The organism is Pseudomonas sp. Irchel 3A7 (genome assembly GCF_900187565.1).
Lineage (GTDB): Bacteria > Pseudomonadota > Gammaproteobacteria > Pseudomonadales > Pseudomonadaceae > Aquipseudomonas.
The window spans coordinates 256,591-271,221 of record NZ_FYED01000007.1 but is presented as its reverse complement, the minus strand read 5'-3'; the positions used below and the strand labels follow the sequence as shown (position 1 = coordinate 271,221).

Here is a 14,631-nt window from a genome sequence, read left to right as displayed (position 1 = left end):
TCACAGGCCTGCGTGGGCGGCGATGGCGGCGGCGATGGCCAGGGCCAGCTCTTCGGGTTTGCGCTTGATCGAGTAGTTGGTCAGTTCAGGGTGGCTTTCAACGAAGCTGGTGTTGAACTGGCCGCTACGGAATTCCGGATTGCGCAGGATTTCCTGATAGTAGGCGGCGGTGGTCTTGACCCCTTGCAGACGCATGTCGTCGAGGGCGCGCAAACCACGGTCCATCGCCTCTTCCCAGGTCAGCGCCCACACCACCAGTTTCAGGCACATGGAATCGTAGAACGGCGGAATGGTGTAACCGGTGTAGATCGCCGTGTCGGTACGTACACCGGGACCGCCGGGTGCGTAGTAACGAGTGATCTTGCCGAAGCTCGGCAGGAAGTTGTTTTTCGGGTCTTCGGCGTTGATCCGGAATTGCAGGGCGAAACCACGGTGGTGGATGTCTTCCTGCTTCACCGAAAGCGGCAGGCCGGAAGCAATGCGGATCTGCTCGCGGACAATGTCGATACCGGTGATTTCTTCGGTGATGGTGTGTTCCACCTGCACCCGGGTGTTCATCTCCATGAAGTACACCTCGCCCTCGGCGAGCAGGAACTCCACGGTACCGGCGTTCTCATAGCCCACGGCTTTGGCGGCACGTACCGACAGGTCGCCGATGTAGGCGCGCTGCTCAGGGGTCAGCTGCGGGCTCGGGGCAATCTCGATCAGCTTCTGGTTGCGGCGCTGGATCGAGCAGTCACGCTCGAACAGATGCACCACGTTGCCAAAGCTGTCGCCGAGGATCTGCGCTTCGATATGTTTCGGATTGACGATGCATTTTTCCAGGAACACTTCCGCAGAACCGAAGGCCTTGGTGGCTTCGGAGATGACCCGCGGGAAAGCCTGCTCGAGTTCTTCGCGGCTGTTGCAGCGACGGATACCGCGGCCGCCACCACCGGACGTGGCCTTGAGCATCACCGGATAACCGATGCGATCGCCTTCGTTCAGGGCTTCTTCGATCCCCGAGACGTTGCCTTCGGTGCCCGGAGTGACCGGCACGCCAGCCTTGATCATGCTGCGGCGGGCTTCGGTCTTGTCGCCCATACGGCGAATGACTTCAGCCGATGGACCGATGAACTTGATACCGCGCTCGGCGCAGATGTCCGCCAGTTCCGCGTTTTCCGAAAGGAAACCGTAGCCAGGATGCAACGCATCGCAACCGGTCTCCACGGCCAGGTTCACCAGCTTGCGCGGGTTCAGGTAACCCGCCAGGGGCTCGGCACCAATACTGTGGGCCTCGTCCGCACGCTTCACATGCAGGGCATGGCGGTCGGCGTCGGAATAGATCGCGACCGAGCGGATGCCCATTTCGGCGCAGGCACGCACGATTCGTACGGCAATCTCACCACGGTTGGCGATCAGGATCTTTGTTATCACTTGGAAATTCCCTTGAGCCGGTGGTACCCACGACCTGCTAGACCAGGTCGACGCGTGACCAAATGTTTCAATTTGGTCGCAGGACCACACTAGCGCTCACAAGGGATTAACAAAAATGAATAATAATTGGGTCACGCATAAGTAAAGACTTATAGTTAGCTCATCAGCCTGCGGCGAGAAAATAAAAAAATGCGTAAGTCCTTGATGCGTATGACGTTGCGTCAATTGCAGATCTTCAACGAAGTCTGTGATCTGAGGTCCTACAGCCGCGCAGCCGACGAAATGTCGCTCACACAACCCGCCGTCAGCCTGCAGATTCGTCAACTCGAGGAGCTGATTGGTCAACCTTTGTTCGATTACGTCGGCAAAAAACTCTACATGACGGAAGCGGCTGAAGCACTGCAACGCGCCAGCCGGGACATTTTCGGGCGCCTGGAAAACCTCGACATGCAGCTCTCCGACATGCAGGGCTCATTGCAGGGGCAGCTGAAACTGGCGGTGGAATCCAGCGCCAAGTACTTCGTCCCCCACCTGTTTGCCGCGTTCAAGCGTCAGCATCCGGAGGTGAACCTGCAACTGACGGTGGTCAACCGCGGCCAAGTGATTCGACGCCTCTCCGATAACCGCGATGACCTGGTGATCATGTCCATGGTGCCGCAAGACATGGGGCTGGAGTTCCTGCCGTTCCTCAACAACCCGATCGTCGCTGTCGCGCCGCCCGATCATCCGCTGTGCCACATGGGGCCGTTGCGCCTGCAGGATCTTGAACCTTACACCCTGTTGCTGCGCGAACCCGGCTCCGGCACACGCCTTGCCTGCGAAGAGTATTTCAAGGAGAAGCGTGTGCACTTCAACCAGACACAGGAAGTGTCCTCAGCCGAAGCCCAGCGTGAATGTGTATTGGCGGGACTGGGCGTGGCGCTGTTGACGCGCCACGCCCTGAACCTGGAACTGGCGACCGGCGGGTTGATTGAGTTGCCGGTCGAAGAATTGCCGCTGTACCGCAGCTGGTGCCTGGTGCAGGCCAAGGCCAAACGGCTGTCACCGGTGGCTCACGCATTCCTTGCGTTTGTGCGAAGTGAGCGGGTGCAGATCAGCGGCCTGGTTGAGCGTTTCGACGGGAAGCTGTCGAGGCCGCCTGCCAGTAATTGAGTTCAAACTCTTCCGGAAAATCGCCGATCTCGGCAAGAAGCTGACGTCGTTCGCAGCGATCTTCGATGGCGCGGCGAAACTCCATGCGGCGCTGGTCTTCCTGCTGACGACGGGTTTTGACGGCGCTGTTGCGTTCTTCGTAGGGCTGGGCCATTTCGAGTCTCCCAAGGCGAGTACGGGAGCTTCAAGATAGGCGCGGGGGATGACGGTTTGGCGGCTTGTGCGTTACAGCCTGATGAAAGTTGTGGTGTATTCAAGGGACGCCTTCGCGAGCAGGCTCGCTCCCACAGGGTTAGTGGTGTGAACAGATTCTGTGCAGCACCGAAGAACCACTGTGGGAGCGAGCCTGCTCGCGAATGAAGGTCGGAACGACCTTCCGCCTTTTCAGATGATCAGTCGTCCAGCGCTTTCACCGACTTTGGCGACAATCGCAAACTGCGCAGGCTGCGCTTGACGCTCTTGAGGTGGTTGACCAGGCTCGGCCCGCGCGCCATGGCCACGCCCATTGCCAGGACGTCGATCACCACCAGGTGAGCGATCCGCGAGGTCAGCGGCGTGTAGATTTCGGTGTCCTCATGCACGTCGATTGCCAGGTTGACGGTCGACAGCTCAGCCAACGGCGTCTGGCTTGGGCACAGGGTGATCAACGAAGCACCGCTTTCGCGCACCAGGTTGGCGGTGATCAGTAGGTCCTTGGAACGCCCGGACTGGGAAATGCAGATCGCCACATCGGTCGGTTTCAGGGTCACCGCCGACATCGCTTGCATGTGCGGGTCGGAATACGCTGCCGCTGTCAGCAGCAAACGGAAAAACTTGTGCTGCGCATCTGCCGCTACCGCACCCGAAGCGCCAAAGCCATAGAACTCCACGCGCTGAGCCTGGGACATCAGCGTCACCGCTCGCTGCAACTCCACCGGATCGAGCTTCTCGCGAACCTCCATCAGGGTATGCAGGGTGGTGTCGAAGATTTTCAGGCTGTAGTCGGCGACCGAGTCATCTTCATGGATCGCGAACTGCCCGAAACTCGCGCCTGCCGCCAGGCTTTGGGCCAGCTTCAACTTCAGGTCCTGAAACCCGGAGCAACCGATGGCGCGGCAAAAACGCACGATGGTCGGTTCGCTGATACCGACGCTATGGGCCAGGTCGGCCATGGAGCTGTGCATCACGGCCGCGGGGTCAAGCAGCACGTGATCGGCGACCTTGAGCTCCGACTTGCGTAACAGGTGGCGAGACTGGGCGATGTGTTGCAGCAGATTCAAAGGGCTGGACTCTTTGTTATTGGCAGGTGCCGGGGATGTAGCACGCTTGTAGTTATACTACATGAATCGGCTTTTTGCCTGCTCAATCCGTAACCAGATCCCTCGATTTCAGGTACTCGCACCTCATGTAGCACTCAGTTTCGATGCTCAAGCACGTCATCGTTGCGCGACCTGACCATGACAACGAATAAATATTCGCCGATCAAAGTACTACCCGTAGTTATTACATTGACATTCACAAAAACATACAGCCTTACAAACCAGAACCTCAAACCTCTCCAATTCTCCATTTCAGATAGATATATTAATCCGGCAGGAAGCCACCTTATTTAATTAAAGGGATTATTAAACATGAGTATTAAAACCAAAAACTGGACCGCACAAATCGACCGAATGCCGGGCAACCCGTCTTTCCGCGTCTATGCCACCATAACCGTACCCCACAGCGGTGTCACACCCAAACTGGAATACATGAAACTGCAGGACAAGTCATTCAATGTGCGGTTGGAACTGAAACTGGAAACATCCGATGAGCCATCCTTGCAAGTTGAAACCGACAAGTTTGTCGAATACAAGGTAATGGGTGACTCCAATGTCCCAAGCGTTAGCATTTTCTATAAAGGCGAGTTGCTGCACCGCATCGACAAAGTTCTGATTACCAACTAAGAAACTCCCGCATCAAGGCTGCCCGTCAACCTTCGCAAGGGGTCGACGGGATTGGCCTTTCAATCCATGCTTTGTTCACGTAGTAGTGCTGCCAGCCCATCCGCCTCTATCGGCCGACTGATGAGATACCCTTGCACCTCATCACATCGCTCCCCCTTGAGAAACTCAAGTTGCTCCCGTCGCTCCACCCCTTCCGCAACAACCTTCAGCGATAAGCCATGTGCCATGGCAATGATCGCTCGGGTGATCGCTGCATCCTCCGTACCCTCCCCCAGGCCGCGAATGAATGCCTGATCGATCTTCACGTAATCCACTGGAATCCGCTTGAGGTAGCTCAGGGATGAATAGCCAGTGCCAAAATCGTCGATCGCCAGCTTTACGCCCAGATCACGCAGCTGCTGGAAGGTCGCGATGATGTGCTCGACGCTGTCCAGCAACTGACTTTCAGTGAGTTCCAGCTCCAGGTAGTGCGGTGCCAGGCCGGTTTCTTCCAGCACCTGCCGCACGAGACTGACCAGCTTGCCCTGCCGCAGTTGATGCACCGACAAATTGACGGAAACCCGAATCGGCTCAAGCCCCAGCCGCTGCCACTCGCAGGCTTGCCAGCAAGCCTGGCGCAGCACGAACTCGCCGATCGGACCAATCAAGCCGGTTTCTTCGGCCAAACCGATGAAGTCTCCCGGCGGCACGCGCCCCATGGTCGGGTGATCCCAACGCACCAACGCCTCGGCGGCGTTCAGTTTGCCCGTGGCGAGGCACAGTTTCGGCTGGTAAAAAACCTTCAACTGCTTCTCTTCAACCGCTTTACGCAGCTGGTTTTCCAGCTGCAAGCGCTCCAGCGTGCTGGCTTGCAAGCTGTCGGTGTAGAACTGGAAGTTGTTGCCACCCAAATGCTTGGCATGTTGCATGGCCATGTTCGATTGGCTGACCAACGCGGAAATTTCCCGGGCATTGTCCGGCAACAGACTGATGCCCATCGACGCGCTGACCACCAGTTCATGCCCTTCGACCGTCACCGGCAAACGCAACTTGTTCGCCAAACGTGTGGCGACCCGCGCCAGGCTCGACAGGTTGCCATAGGCGTTGAACAGCACCGCGAACTCATCGCCGGACAAACGCGCGATGGTGTCCGCCTCGGGCAGCGCATTGACCAGTCGCCGGGCCATTTTCTGCAACAACTGGTCGGCGACTTCATGACCCAGACTGTCGTTGAGTTGTTTGAAGCGGTCCAGGTTGATGTGTAGCAGCGCCAGGCTGCGATAGCCGCCCTGACGCACACGCTGATGAGCCTCGCTGAGCCGTTCGCGAAACATCGAACGGTTGGCCAGGCCGGTGAGTTCATCGTAATGGGTCAGGTAGCGCATCCGCTCTTCGGATTCTCGGCGAGCGGAGAGATCTGCGAAGAAGCCGACGATATGGCTAACCTTTCCCCGAGTATCGCGCACAGTATTCAACTGCAACCATTGCGGATACATCTCGCCATTCTTGCGGGTTTCCACCAGTTCGCCCTGCCAGCTGCCGTGCTGCTCCAGCGCCTGATGAATCGCTGCGTAATGACGGCGAGCGTCGCGGCTGCATGGCAACTCGACGACATTGCGCCCGAGCATGTCCTCGATCTCATAACCGGTTACACGACTGAAGGCCTGATTGACCGCGATCAGGGCGTAGCTGGGGTCGAAGATCATGATGCCTTCGCTGGCTGCCTCGAACACCGTCGCCGCCAATTGTTGCTGCTCTTCAAGTGCCTTGCTGACGCTGATGTCACGGCGAGTGCCCACCATGCGGATCACCCGGCCGTTTTCGGCCCGCTCGACCGCCCGCCCGCGATCCTCGATCCAGACCCAGTGACCGTCGCCGTGGCGCACGCGGTATTCGATCTGATAATCCTCGGTGCGCCCCTTCAAATGCTCGACCAACGCCTTTTTCAGTGCCGGAAGATCCTCGGGATGCAGACGGGGCTTGAGGTGGCGCAACATCGCCGTCACGTATTCCGGCTCCAGGCCGAACAATTCCTGAATGTGCGTGTGATGGACTTCGTCGGTTTGCAGGTTCCAGTCCCACAGTCCCAGCTCACTGGCCTTCAATGCCAACGCCAGACGCGCTTCACTCTTGCTCAATGCCTGGTTGGCGGCGTCCAGTTCCAGGCTGCGCTGGGCCACGCGAGTTTCCAGATCGACCTGGATTTCACGCAATTCGTCTTCGGCACGCCGGCGTTGATCGATTTCCCTGGCCAGCTCTTTATTGAGTTGATCGCTGCAGTTTTGCGCCTGCTGCAGATGTTCGATCAGCGCCTGATTCTGGAACCGTCGCAACATGCCGTTATCGATCAGCCGATTGACCTGCCAGGCAACCACGCTCAATGCACCGAGCAAAATCAGTCCAAACCAGCCCCACCCCTGCTCCTGCCCCCAAAACATGTAGGCGATGGCCGGCAATAAACAGGGCAAGGTGAACGACAGAAACGCCGGCAGGCTGACGGCGTAGGCAACACTGGCTGAAAGGGCGGCCGCGCCGATCAGACCGAAAACCCAGGCTTGCTGGATGAAATTGTCGGCGGGAACCAGGGCGATACCCGCGCCGGCCAGCGTCAGGCCGGTGAGCCCCGAACCCAGTAAAAACATGCGCCGCCAGATCGGATGGGCCTGACGGTTGGGAATCGCCGAATCGAAGGCGGCCACCTGAATCACCCGCAACGCCACCAACGACAGCAACCACACCAGCCAGACCGAGACCAGGAAGTAGCGCTGCGGGCTCCAGAGCAAACCGGCGCAGACCAGACCATTAGTCAACATGAACAAAGTGGGCAGCAAAGAGCCCTGATACAGCAGACGCGTGCGTTCAACCGCCATTTCCATGGCGTATTGCTTTCGGATAACCCGGGGCTCCACAGAGGGGCCCGACAGATCGGAGCTGAGGGTCATAGGCAATGTTCTTGTTCTTATAATGATGAGCATGAGCCCGAAACATCGACGGAGCATACACAAGGCAGTGCCCGTACCAAACTGCTACAGATCAAAAAACAGACAAAATCACTGACCGTCCGACTCGACCTCCAAGCTGCCAGCGTAGAGCGGCCAACGCTTGCAGGCGATGACTGACCGGTCGTCCCGCGCGCATCTTTCATCGGCTAAAGCAAAGCGGGGTTTGCCCGGTGTGTCGCCGCCCCCTAGAATGCCCCGATGCGCGATGATCTCTCCCTTCTGCTGAACTCCCTCAACGATGCCCAACGCCAGGCCGTAGCGGCCCCCGTGGGTCGTCAGTTGGTCCTGGCCGGTGCTGGTTCCGGTAAAACCCGAGTGCTGGTGCACCGTATCGCCTGGTTGATCCAGGTCGAAAACGCATCGCCACACTCCATCCTGTCGGTGACGTTCACCAACAAGGCTGCTGCCGAGATGCGCCAACGTATCGAGCAGCTGATGGGCATCAACCCGGCCGGCATGTGGGTCGGTACCTTCCACGGCCTGGCGCACCGCTTGCTGCGTGCGCACTGGCAGGAAGCCGGGCTGAGCCAGACCTTCCAGATTCTCGACAGCGACGACCAGCAACGGCTGGTCAAGCGGGTGATCCGCGAGCTCGGTCTGGATGAGCAACGCTGGCCGGCCCGCCAGGCCCAATGGTTCATCAACGGGCAGAAAGACGAAGGTCTGCGCCCGCAACACATTCAAGCCAGCGGCGACTTGTTCCTGGCGACCATGCGCAGCATCTACGAGGCCTATGAGGCCGCGTGCCTGCGCGCCGGCGTCATCGACTTCTCCGAACTGCTGCTGCGTGCCCTCGACCTGTGGCGCGACCACCCGGGGCTGCTGGCGCATTATCAGAAGCGTTTCCGGCACATTCTGGTGGACGAGTTCCAGGACACCAACGCCGTGCAGTACGCCTGGTTGCGCTTGCTGGCCAAGGGTGGCGACAGCCTGATGGTGGTCGGCGACGACGATCAGTCGATTTACGGCTGGCGCGGGGCAAAAATCGAGAACATCTACCAGTATTCCGAAGACTTTCCCGACGCCGTGACCATTCGACTGGAGCAGAACTATCGCTCCACCGCCGGCATCCTGAAAGCCGCCAACGCCCTGATCGCCAACAACACCGGTCGTCTGGGCAAGGAACTGTGGACGGATGGCGGCGAAGGCGAAGCGATCAACCTGTACGCCGCGTTCAACGAGCATGACGAAGCCCGCTACGTTGTCGAAACCATCGAAAGCGCGCTGAAAACCGGCCTGGCGCGTAGTGATATTGCGATTTTGTACCGCTCCAACGCCCAATCGCGCGTTTTGGAAGAAGCTTTATTGCGTGAGCGTATTCCGTATCGTATCTATGGCGGTCAGCGCTTCTTCGAACGGGCTGAAATCAAGAACGCCATGGCTTATTTGCGCTTGCTCGAAGGCCGAGGCAACGATGCCGCGCTGGAACGGGTGATCAACGTGCCGGCCCGTGGCATCGGCGAAAAAACCGTCGAAGCGATTCGCGACCATGCGCGCCACAGCGATGTGTCGATGTGGGAAGCGATGCGCCAACTGGTGGCCAACAAGGGCCTTACCGGTCGCGCCGCCAGCGCACTGGGCGCGTTTATCGAGCTGATCGAAAACCTCGCAGCCAAGTGCATGGACATGCCGCTGCACTTGATGACCCAGACCGTCATCGAGCAGTCGGGGCTTATCGCTTACCACGAAGCGGAGAAAGGCGAGAAAGGCCAGGCTCGGGTAGAAAACCTTGAGGAACTGGTCAGTGCCGCGCGCAACTTCGAAAACAGTGAAGAAGACGAGGATCTGACGCCACTGGCCGCGTTCCTCGGTCACGCTTCGCTGGAGGCCGGGGACACCCAGGCCGACGAGCACGAAGACAGCATTCAGCTGATGACCCTGCACAGCGCCAAGGGCCTGGAATTCCCCTATGTGTTCCTGGTGGGCATGGAAGAGGGTCTTTTCCCGCACAAAATGAGCCTGGAAGAGCCCGGTCGCCTTGAGGAAGAACGTCGTCTGGCATATGTCGGTGTCACCCGCGCCATGCATAACCTGGTGATGACCTATGCTGAAACCCGACGCCTGTATGGCAGCGAAACCTACAACAAGGTCTCGCGTTTCGTACGCGAAGTGCCGAAAGGCCTGATCCAGGAAGTACGGCTTTCCAACAGCGTCAGCCGTCCGTTCGGCGGTGGCCAGCAGCAGAGTACCAGCAGCCTGTTCGGCGGCAGCGAAATCCCGCAGACCGGTTTCAGTCTCGGCCAGGCAGTACGGCATTCGGTGTTCGGCGACGGCGTGATCCTGAACTTCGAAGGCGCCGGCGCACAGGCGCGGGTTCAGGTGAACTTCAGCGAAGGCAGCAAGTGGCTGATGCTGGGGTATGCCAAGCTGGAGGCGATCTGACAGCTTTCCGGGGTGGCTTTCTGTGGGAGCGCGCCTGCTCGCGAATTAAAGCACTTCGGTCTATCTGGAAAACCGGGGGGCGCAGCTTTCGCGAGCAGGCTCGCTCCCACAGGTTGGTCTGACTAAAGGAAAAAGTCATGGGCTCAGGCTTCTTTTCTTCCTGGACATTCTGGGCCTTGTTATCGGCTGTCTTTGCGGCGTTGACCGCCATTTTCGCGAAGATCGGTGTCGAAAACGTCAACGCTGACTTCGCCACACTGCTGCGAACGGTCGTGGTCCTGGTCAGTCTGGCCTTGATTTTGTACGCCACGGGCCAATATCAGGCATTAGGATCGATATCGTCCAAAAGCTACCTGTTCCTGCTGTTGTCAGGCCTGGCTACCGGCGCATCGTGGATTTGCTACTTCCGCGCATTGAAAGTCGGTCCGGCGTCCCTGGTCGCTCCAGTGGACAAACTCAGTGTGGTTCTGGTGGCCGTGCTCGGCGTGATCCTGCTAGGTGAAAAACTCGACCTGCGCCAATGGGGCGGAATCGGACTGATCACGGCAGGGGTAGTGATGTTGGCGCTACGACGCTAGGCATCTGTCCTACAGAACTTATCCACTCATCCTACAGACCAAAGTTAACAAGCCTTATTGCGCTGACTGAAGCTGAACCGAACCTGTCAGGCAAAAGCCCGAAACACTCTGCCGCTAGCCAGTAACACTTCAGCTGTGCAACATGGCGCGCGTGCCTTCCACAAATGGGAATTCCCTTTATGAAACGTTTTCTTAGCATCGCCATGGCGTTGTGCATCGGCCTGACGATGAGTCTCGACGTCAATGCCGCCAAGCGCTTCGGTGGTGGCAAAAGCGCAGGCGCTGCGCCGACTCACCAGACCAGCCAAATGGCTCCTTCTTCTCCTGGCATGGGCGGCGCCGCAGCGACCGCTGGTGCTGCCGGTGCCGCTGGCGCTGCTGCCAAGGCCGGCGGTGCTTCGCGCTGGCTCGGTCCTCTGGCCGGCATCGCCGCCGGTGGCCTGTTGGCGTCCATGTTCATGGGCGACGGCTTCCAGGGCATGCAGATCCTCGACATCCTGATCATGGCGGTCATCGCGTTCCTGGTCTTCCGTTTCATCGCCGCCCGTCGCCGCAAGCAGCAGGAGCAGTTCGCTCCGGCTGGTCACGCGCCGATGCAGCGTGAAGCGTTCGAACAGAAGCCTGCTGGCGGTTCGATCTTCGGCGGCTCGGCTGCACCGGTTGCCGCACGTCCGGTCATCAATGCACCGGCCTGGTTCAATGAAAGGAATTTCATTGAAGCGGCCCGCAACCACTTCCAGTCCCTGCAACAGCACTGGGACGCCAACGAAATGGACAAGATCGCCGAGTTCGTGACCCCGCAGATGCTGGAGTTCCTCAAGCGCGAACGTGCCGACCTGGGCGACGGTTTCCAATCCACCTACATTGATAACCTCAATGTGCAACTGGACGGTGTGGATGATCGCGCCGACAAGACCATCGCCACCCTGACCTTCAGCGGTGTGTCGAAAACCTCGCGTTTCGACCAGGGCGAAGTGTTCAGCGAAAGCTGGAACATGGAACGCGCCCAGGGCGAAAACCAGCCTTGGCTGGTGGCAGGTATCCGCCAGAACGGCTGATCCCCCTCCGCGCTTGATACGCTGTAATAAAAACCCCGGCTTGCCGGGGTTTTTCTATTTCGCGATTGCATCTATAGCGAGCTACTGTATAAACCGCCCCATATAAACCGCGCCATTCAAGCAAGAGGATCCCGGACGTGGAAGAAATCATCGAACAACTGCGTGAAGCCAACGAACCGGTACCGGTCCCCTTGGAGTTGCCCGACGAAGATCTGCTGGTCGAAATCGAAGAACAACTGTTCATCGACATTCCATTTGTCTTCAGAGAGTTTTTGCTGACCGTCAGCGACGTGGTCTACGGCAGCCTGGAGCCGGTCACCGTCACCGACCCGCAATCCCACACTTACCTGCCGGACGTCGCTGCCAACGCCTGGGATGCTGGCGTCGATCGCAGCCTGATTCCGATCTGCCAGGACGGCGACAACTACTACTGTGTCGAAGAAGACGGCACCGTGGTGCTGTGGCAAGGCGACGAAGAGCTGATCGCCGAAGAAACCTGGGAGTCGGTGTGGCACTGGGCGCGGGACGTCTGGCTGGAAAGCTGAGTCAGCTGACGCCCCATCGGGTCAGTGCCCTGGCGAATCCTTGTGGTTGTCCAGGGTATCCAGCAAGGCCACTTGCATGCGCGTGTGAACGCGGATAAACCAGCGCCACAGCAGCGCAGCCACGGCAGCCGCTACCACGGCGATCAGCACCAGCAACTTGTTGGTCGGCAGAATACTGGCCGACAAGGCTGCCAACAGCAGGAAAATCACCAACAGCGAGAGGATCGGGATCACTTCGGCGATCACCCGGCGCACTCGCTGCGTGTGACGTCCGGCCATTTCCGGCTTCACCCCCATTTCCGCCAGCAACATCGACAGCGCCTTGAGCTTGCGATACGCGGCAATCAGGAAGGGCAGCGAAAGCAGCAGCGCCCCACCCCAGATCAACGCTTTCTGCCAGCTTGGGTCACTGATCCAGTCTTGCAGGTAAGTAGACATTCGCTCAGCGAAGTAAGCGCCCGCGAAGAAGATCGCAATCACCAGCGCCAGATTGACCCCCACCTGCAGCAAGATCCGCCGAATCATCGAAGCCAGCAACGCCCCCTCTCCCTGCGGCTGAATGCTGCGCAACCATTCGCCATACATCCCCAAAACCCGAGCCAGCCGTTGCGGCATCACCGTGGCCAGCTTGATCGACAATGGGTCGGCCGCGCGGATCAAATAGGGCGTCATCAACGTGGTGAGCACCGAAACTGCCACGGCCACCGGATAAAGGAAGTTACTGGTGACCTGCAGGGTCATGCCCAGCGAGGCGATGATGAAGGAAAATTCGCCAATCTGCGAAAGCCCCATCCCCACACGCAGTGAGGTGCGTCCGTCATTGCCGGCGATAAAGGCGCCCAGACCGCAGGACAACATCTTGCCGAGCACAACCGCCAACGTGATCACTGCGATTGGCCAGGCGTACTGCAGCAAAATCATCGGGTCTAGCATCAACCCGATCGCCACGAAAAAAATCGCGCTGAACAAGTCGCGAACCGGTTCGATCAGGCGCTCGATTTTCAGCAACTGCCGGGATTCGGCCATGATCGCGCCAATCAGGAATGCGCCGAGCACCATGCTGTATTCGAGTTTGACCACCAGCAGGCAGAAGCCGAAACACAGGCCCAGCACGGTGATCAGCAGCATTTCGTTGCTGTCGAATTTGGCCACGTAGGCCAGTAGCCGTGGAACCAGCAAGATGCCGATCACCAGCGCGACGATCATGAACAGCGAGAGTTTTCCAACGGTGGAAAATACCTCGCCCGAGCTGACCGTTCCGCTGACCGCGATGCTCGACAGCAAGGCGATGATGCCGATGCCCAGAATGTCCTCAACGATCAGCACACCGAAAATCAGCTGCGCAAAGCGCTCGTTTTTCATCTTCAGATCGTTGAGCGCCTTGACGATGATGGTGGTCGAGGAAATGGCCAGAATCGCGCCGAGGAACAGCGAATCCATGGTGTTCCAGTCGAACCAGCGACCGATCTCGTAGCCGATCCAGATCATCAGCACGATTTCCATGAACGCCGCGATAAACGCCGTGGCGCCGACCTTGAACAGCTTGCGCAGGCTGAATTCCAGACCCAGGCAAAACATCAGGAAAATCACCCCGAGTTCAGCCAGGGTCTTGATGGTGCCTTCGTCGTGGATCAGGCTGAACGGCGGCGTGTGCGGACCAATGATGAAGCCGGCAACGATATAGCCAAGCACCACCGGCTGTTTGAAGCGGTGGAACAGCACGGTCACCACACCTGCGACCAACATGATCACTGCCAGATCCTGAATAAAACTGATGGCATGCATGGTGTGGGGCTCCTTGGTTGGACAACGTTCAATCGCAGACGCGGGAAATGTCCGATTGAGCAGAGTAAAAATTCGTTTTTGGTGTAGGAATTTGCCTTTTGGGGTGGGCTTTTGCAGGGTAACACCGCGACTTCCGGCAGAAATGCGGTGCAATATATGGAAACAGATCGATCCGGCGTGACGGCAGCTTACCGTCCGGCGTCCCGATAACTGTTGGTTCGAAAAAACCATGCAGGCACCCGCAGAGGTGCATCCCTCAAACCCTGCCTTGATCCGTGAGAACGCTATGGAACCCGGAAACGCCCAGCTGTCGATGACGGTATTGATGACCCCCGACATGGCCAACTTCTCTGGCAATGTTCACGGCGGTACCCTGCTCAAGTACCTCGACGAAGTCGCCTACGCCTGCGCCAGCCGCTATGCCGGACGCTACGTGGTGACCCTGTCGGTAGACCAGGTGATTTTCCGTGAGCCGATCCATGTCGGCGAACTGGTGACCTTCCTTGCTTCGGTCAACTACACCGGGAACACCTCGATGGAGGTAGGCATCAAGGTGGTGACCGAGAACATCCGCGAGCGCTCGGTGCGCCATACCAATAGCTGCTTCTTCACCATGGTCGCGGTGGATGACCAGCGCAAACCCGCGCCGGTACCGCCTCTGCAGCCGGAGAACAGCGAAGACAAGCGCCGCTACATCCAGGCCCAGCAGCGTCGTCAGATTCGTCAGGAACTGGAAAAGCGGTATCAGGAAATCAAGGGTGATGCCTGAGGCGCATCAGGTCGTTTGATGGCGCGCTTTAGATAGTCTT

General features: G+C 58.5%; 12 protein-coding genes. 7 read left to right on the top strand and 5 right to left on the bottom strand.

Translation table 11 applies throughout. The features are described 5' to 3' along the window. Positions 1-1,416 (bottom strand): acetyl-CoA carboxylase biotin carboxylase subunit, encoded by a 1,416-nt coding sequence (locus CKW21_RS14210; protein ID WP_095194585.1) that lies wholly within the window; start codon positions 1,414-1,416, stop codon positions 1-3. Between the two features lie 189 nt (positions 1,417-1,605). Between CKW21_RS14210 and CKW21_RS14205 the strand changes: the two genes are divergently transcribed. Continuing rightward, a complete protein-coding gene (locus CKW21_RS14205; protein WP_095194584.1) occupies positions 1,606-2,568 on the top strand; it encodes a LysR family transcriptional regulator in 963 nt (320 codons plus the stop codon). On the opposite strand, the gene CKW21_RS14200 is transcribed toward CKW21_RS14205, so the two are convergent. After that, a complete protein-coding gene (locus CKW21_RS14200) occupies positions 2,510-2,722 on the bottom strand; it encodes a PA3496 family putative envelope integrity protein (RefSeq protein ID WP_095194583.1) in 213 nt (70 codons plus the stop codon). The genes CKW21_RS14205 and CKW21_RS14200 overlap by 59 nt on opposite strands. Positions 2,723-2,960: 238 nt before the next feature. Beyond that, positions 2,961-3,827 (bottom strand): transcriptional regulator HexR, encoded by an 867-nt coding sequence (gene hexR / locus CKW21_RS14195; protein WP_007927594.1) that lies wholly within the window; start codon positions 3,825-3,827, stop codon positions 2,961-2,963. Positions 3,828-4,178: 351 nt separating this feature from the next. Here hexR and CKW21_RS14190 point away from each other — a divergent pair, with 351 nt between their 5' ends. Further along, entirely contained in the window at positions 4,179-4,493 is a 315-nt protein-coding gene (locus CKW21_RS14190) for a hypothetical protein (RefSeq protein WP_095194582.1), read from the top strand. Positions 4,494-4,552: 59 nt separating this feature from the next. Here the strand turns inward: CKW21_RS14190 and CKW21_RS14185 are convergent, their stop codons facing one another. Then, positions 4,553-7,414 carry an EAL domain-containing protein gene (locus CKW21_RS14185; protein ID WP_095194581.1) on the bottom strand — a complete coding sequence of 954 codons (2,862 nt, stop codon included), beginning with the start codon at positions 7,412-7,414 and terminating at the stop codon, positions 4,553-4,555. Between the two features lie 258 nt (positions 7,415-7,672). On the opposite strand from CKW21_RS14185, the gene uvrD reads away from it, so the two are divergent. The 4 genes from uvrD (at position 7,673) to CKW21_RS14165 (ending at position 12,037) form a co-directional block, all read left to right on the top strand. Continuing rightward, on the top strand, positions 7,673-9,856 hold the full coding sequence (uvrD, locus tag CKW21_RS14180; protein ID WP_095194580.1) for a DNA helicase II: 2,184 nt from the start codon (positions 7,673-7,675) through the stop codon (positions 9,854-9,856). A 137-nt stretch (positions 9,857-9,993) separates the two neighbouring features. Continuing rightward, on the top strand, positions 9,994-10,434 hold the full coding sequence (locus tag CKW21_RS14175) for an EamA family transporter (protein ID WP_095194579.1): 441 nt from the start codon (positions 9,994-9,996) through the stop codon (positions 10,432-10,434). 179 nt (positions 10,435-10,613) lie between these two features. Next, positions 10,614-11,492 carry a Tim44 domain-containing protein gene (locus CKW21_RS14170; protein ID WP_095194578.1) on the top strand — a complete coding sequence of 293 codons (879 nt, stop codon included), beginning with the start codon at positions 10,614-10,616 and terminating at the stop codon, positions 11,490-11,492. 137 nt (positions 11,493-11,629) lie between these two features. After that, on the top strand, positions 11,630-12,037 hold the full coding sequence (locus tag CKW21_RS14165) for an SMI1/KNR4 family protein (RefSeq protein WP_095194577.1): 408 nt from the start codon (positions 11,630-11,632) through the stop codon (positions 12,035-12,037). Between the two features lie 21 nt (positions 12,038-12,058). Here CKW21_RS14165 and CKW21_RS14160 read toward each other — a convergent pair whose 3' ends face one another. Then, positions 12,059-13,822: a cation:proton antiporter gene (locus CKW21_RS14160; RefSeq protein WP_095194576.1), complete on the bottom strand. Its 1,764-nt coding sequence runs from the start codon at positions 13,820-13,822 to the stop codon at positions 12,059-12,061. Between the two features lie 286 nt (positions 13,823-14,108). On the opposite strand from CKW21_RS14160, the gene CKW21_RS14155 reads away from it, so the two are divergent. Then, positions 14,109-14,591, top strand: a complete 483-nt coding sequence (locus tag CKW21_RS14155) for an acyl-CoA thioesterase (RefSeq protein ID WP_095194575.1) — start codon at positions 14,109-14,111, stop codon at positions 14,589-14,591. Positions 14,592-14,631: the final 40 nt, after the last annotated feature.

Bases quoted from the DNA above. Each gene is read 5' to 3' on its own strand.
- CKW21_RS14175 (WP_095194579.1), top strand. From the start codon at position 9,994: ATGGGCTCAGGCTTCTTTTCTTCCTGGACATTCTGGGCCTTGTTATCG.
- CKW21_RS14170 (WP_095194578.1), top strand. From the start codon at position 10,614: ATGAAACGTTTTCTTAGCATCGCCATGGCGTTGTGCATCGGCCTGACG.
- CKW21_RS14155 (WP_095194575.1), top strand. From the start codon at position 14,109: ATGGAACCCGGAAACGCCCAGCTGTCGATGACGGTATTGATGACCCCC.
- CKW21_RS14200 (WP_095194583.1), bottom strand. From the start codon at position 2,722: ATGGCCCAGCCCTACGAAGAACGCAACAGCGCCGTCAAAACCCGTCGT.
- CKW21_RS14160 (WP_095194576.1), bottom strand. From the start codon at position 13,822: ATGCATGCCATCAGTTTTATTCAGGATCTGGCAGTGATCATGTTGGTC.
- uvrD (WP_095194580.1), top strand. From the start codon at position 7,673: ATGCGCGATGATCTCTCCCTTCTGCTGAACTCCCTCAACGATGCCCAA.
- CKW21_RS14205 (WP_095194584.1), top strand. From the start codon at position 1,606: ATGCGTAAGTCCTTGATGCGTATGACGTTGCGTCAATTGCAGATCTTC.
- CKW21_RS14190 (WP_095194582.1), top strand. From the start codon at position 4,179: ATGAGTATTAAAACCAAAAACTGGACCGCACAAATCGACCGAATGCCG.
- CKW21_RS14185 (WP_095194581.1), bottom strand. From the start codon at position 7,414: ATGACCCTCAGCTCCGATCTGTCGGGCCCCTCTGTGGAGCCCCGGGTT.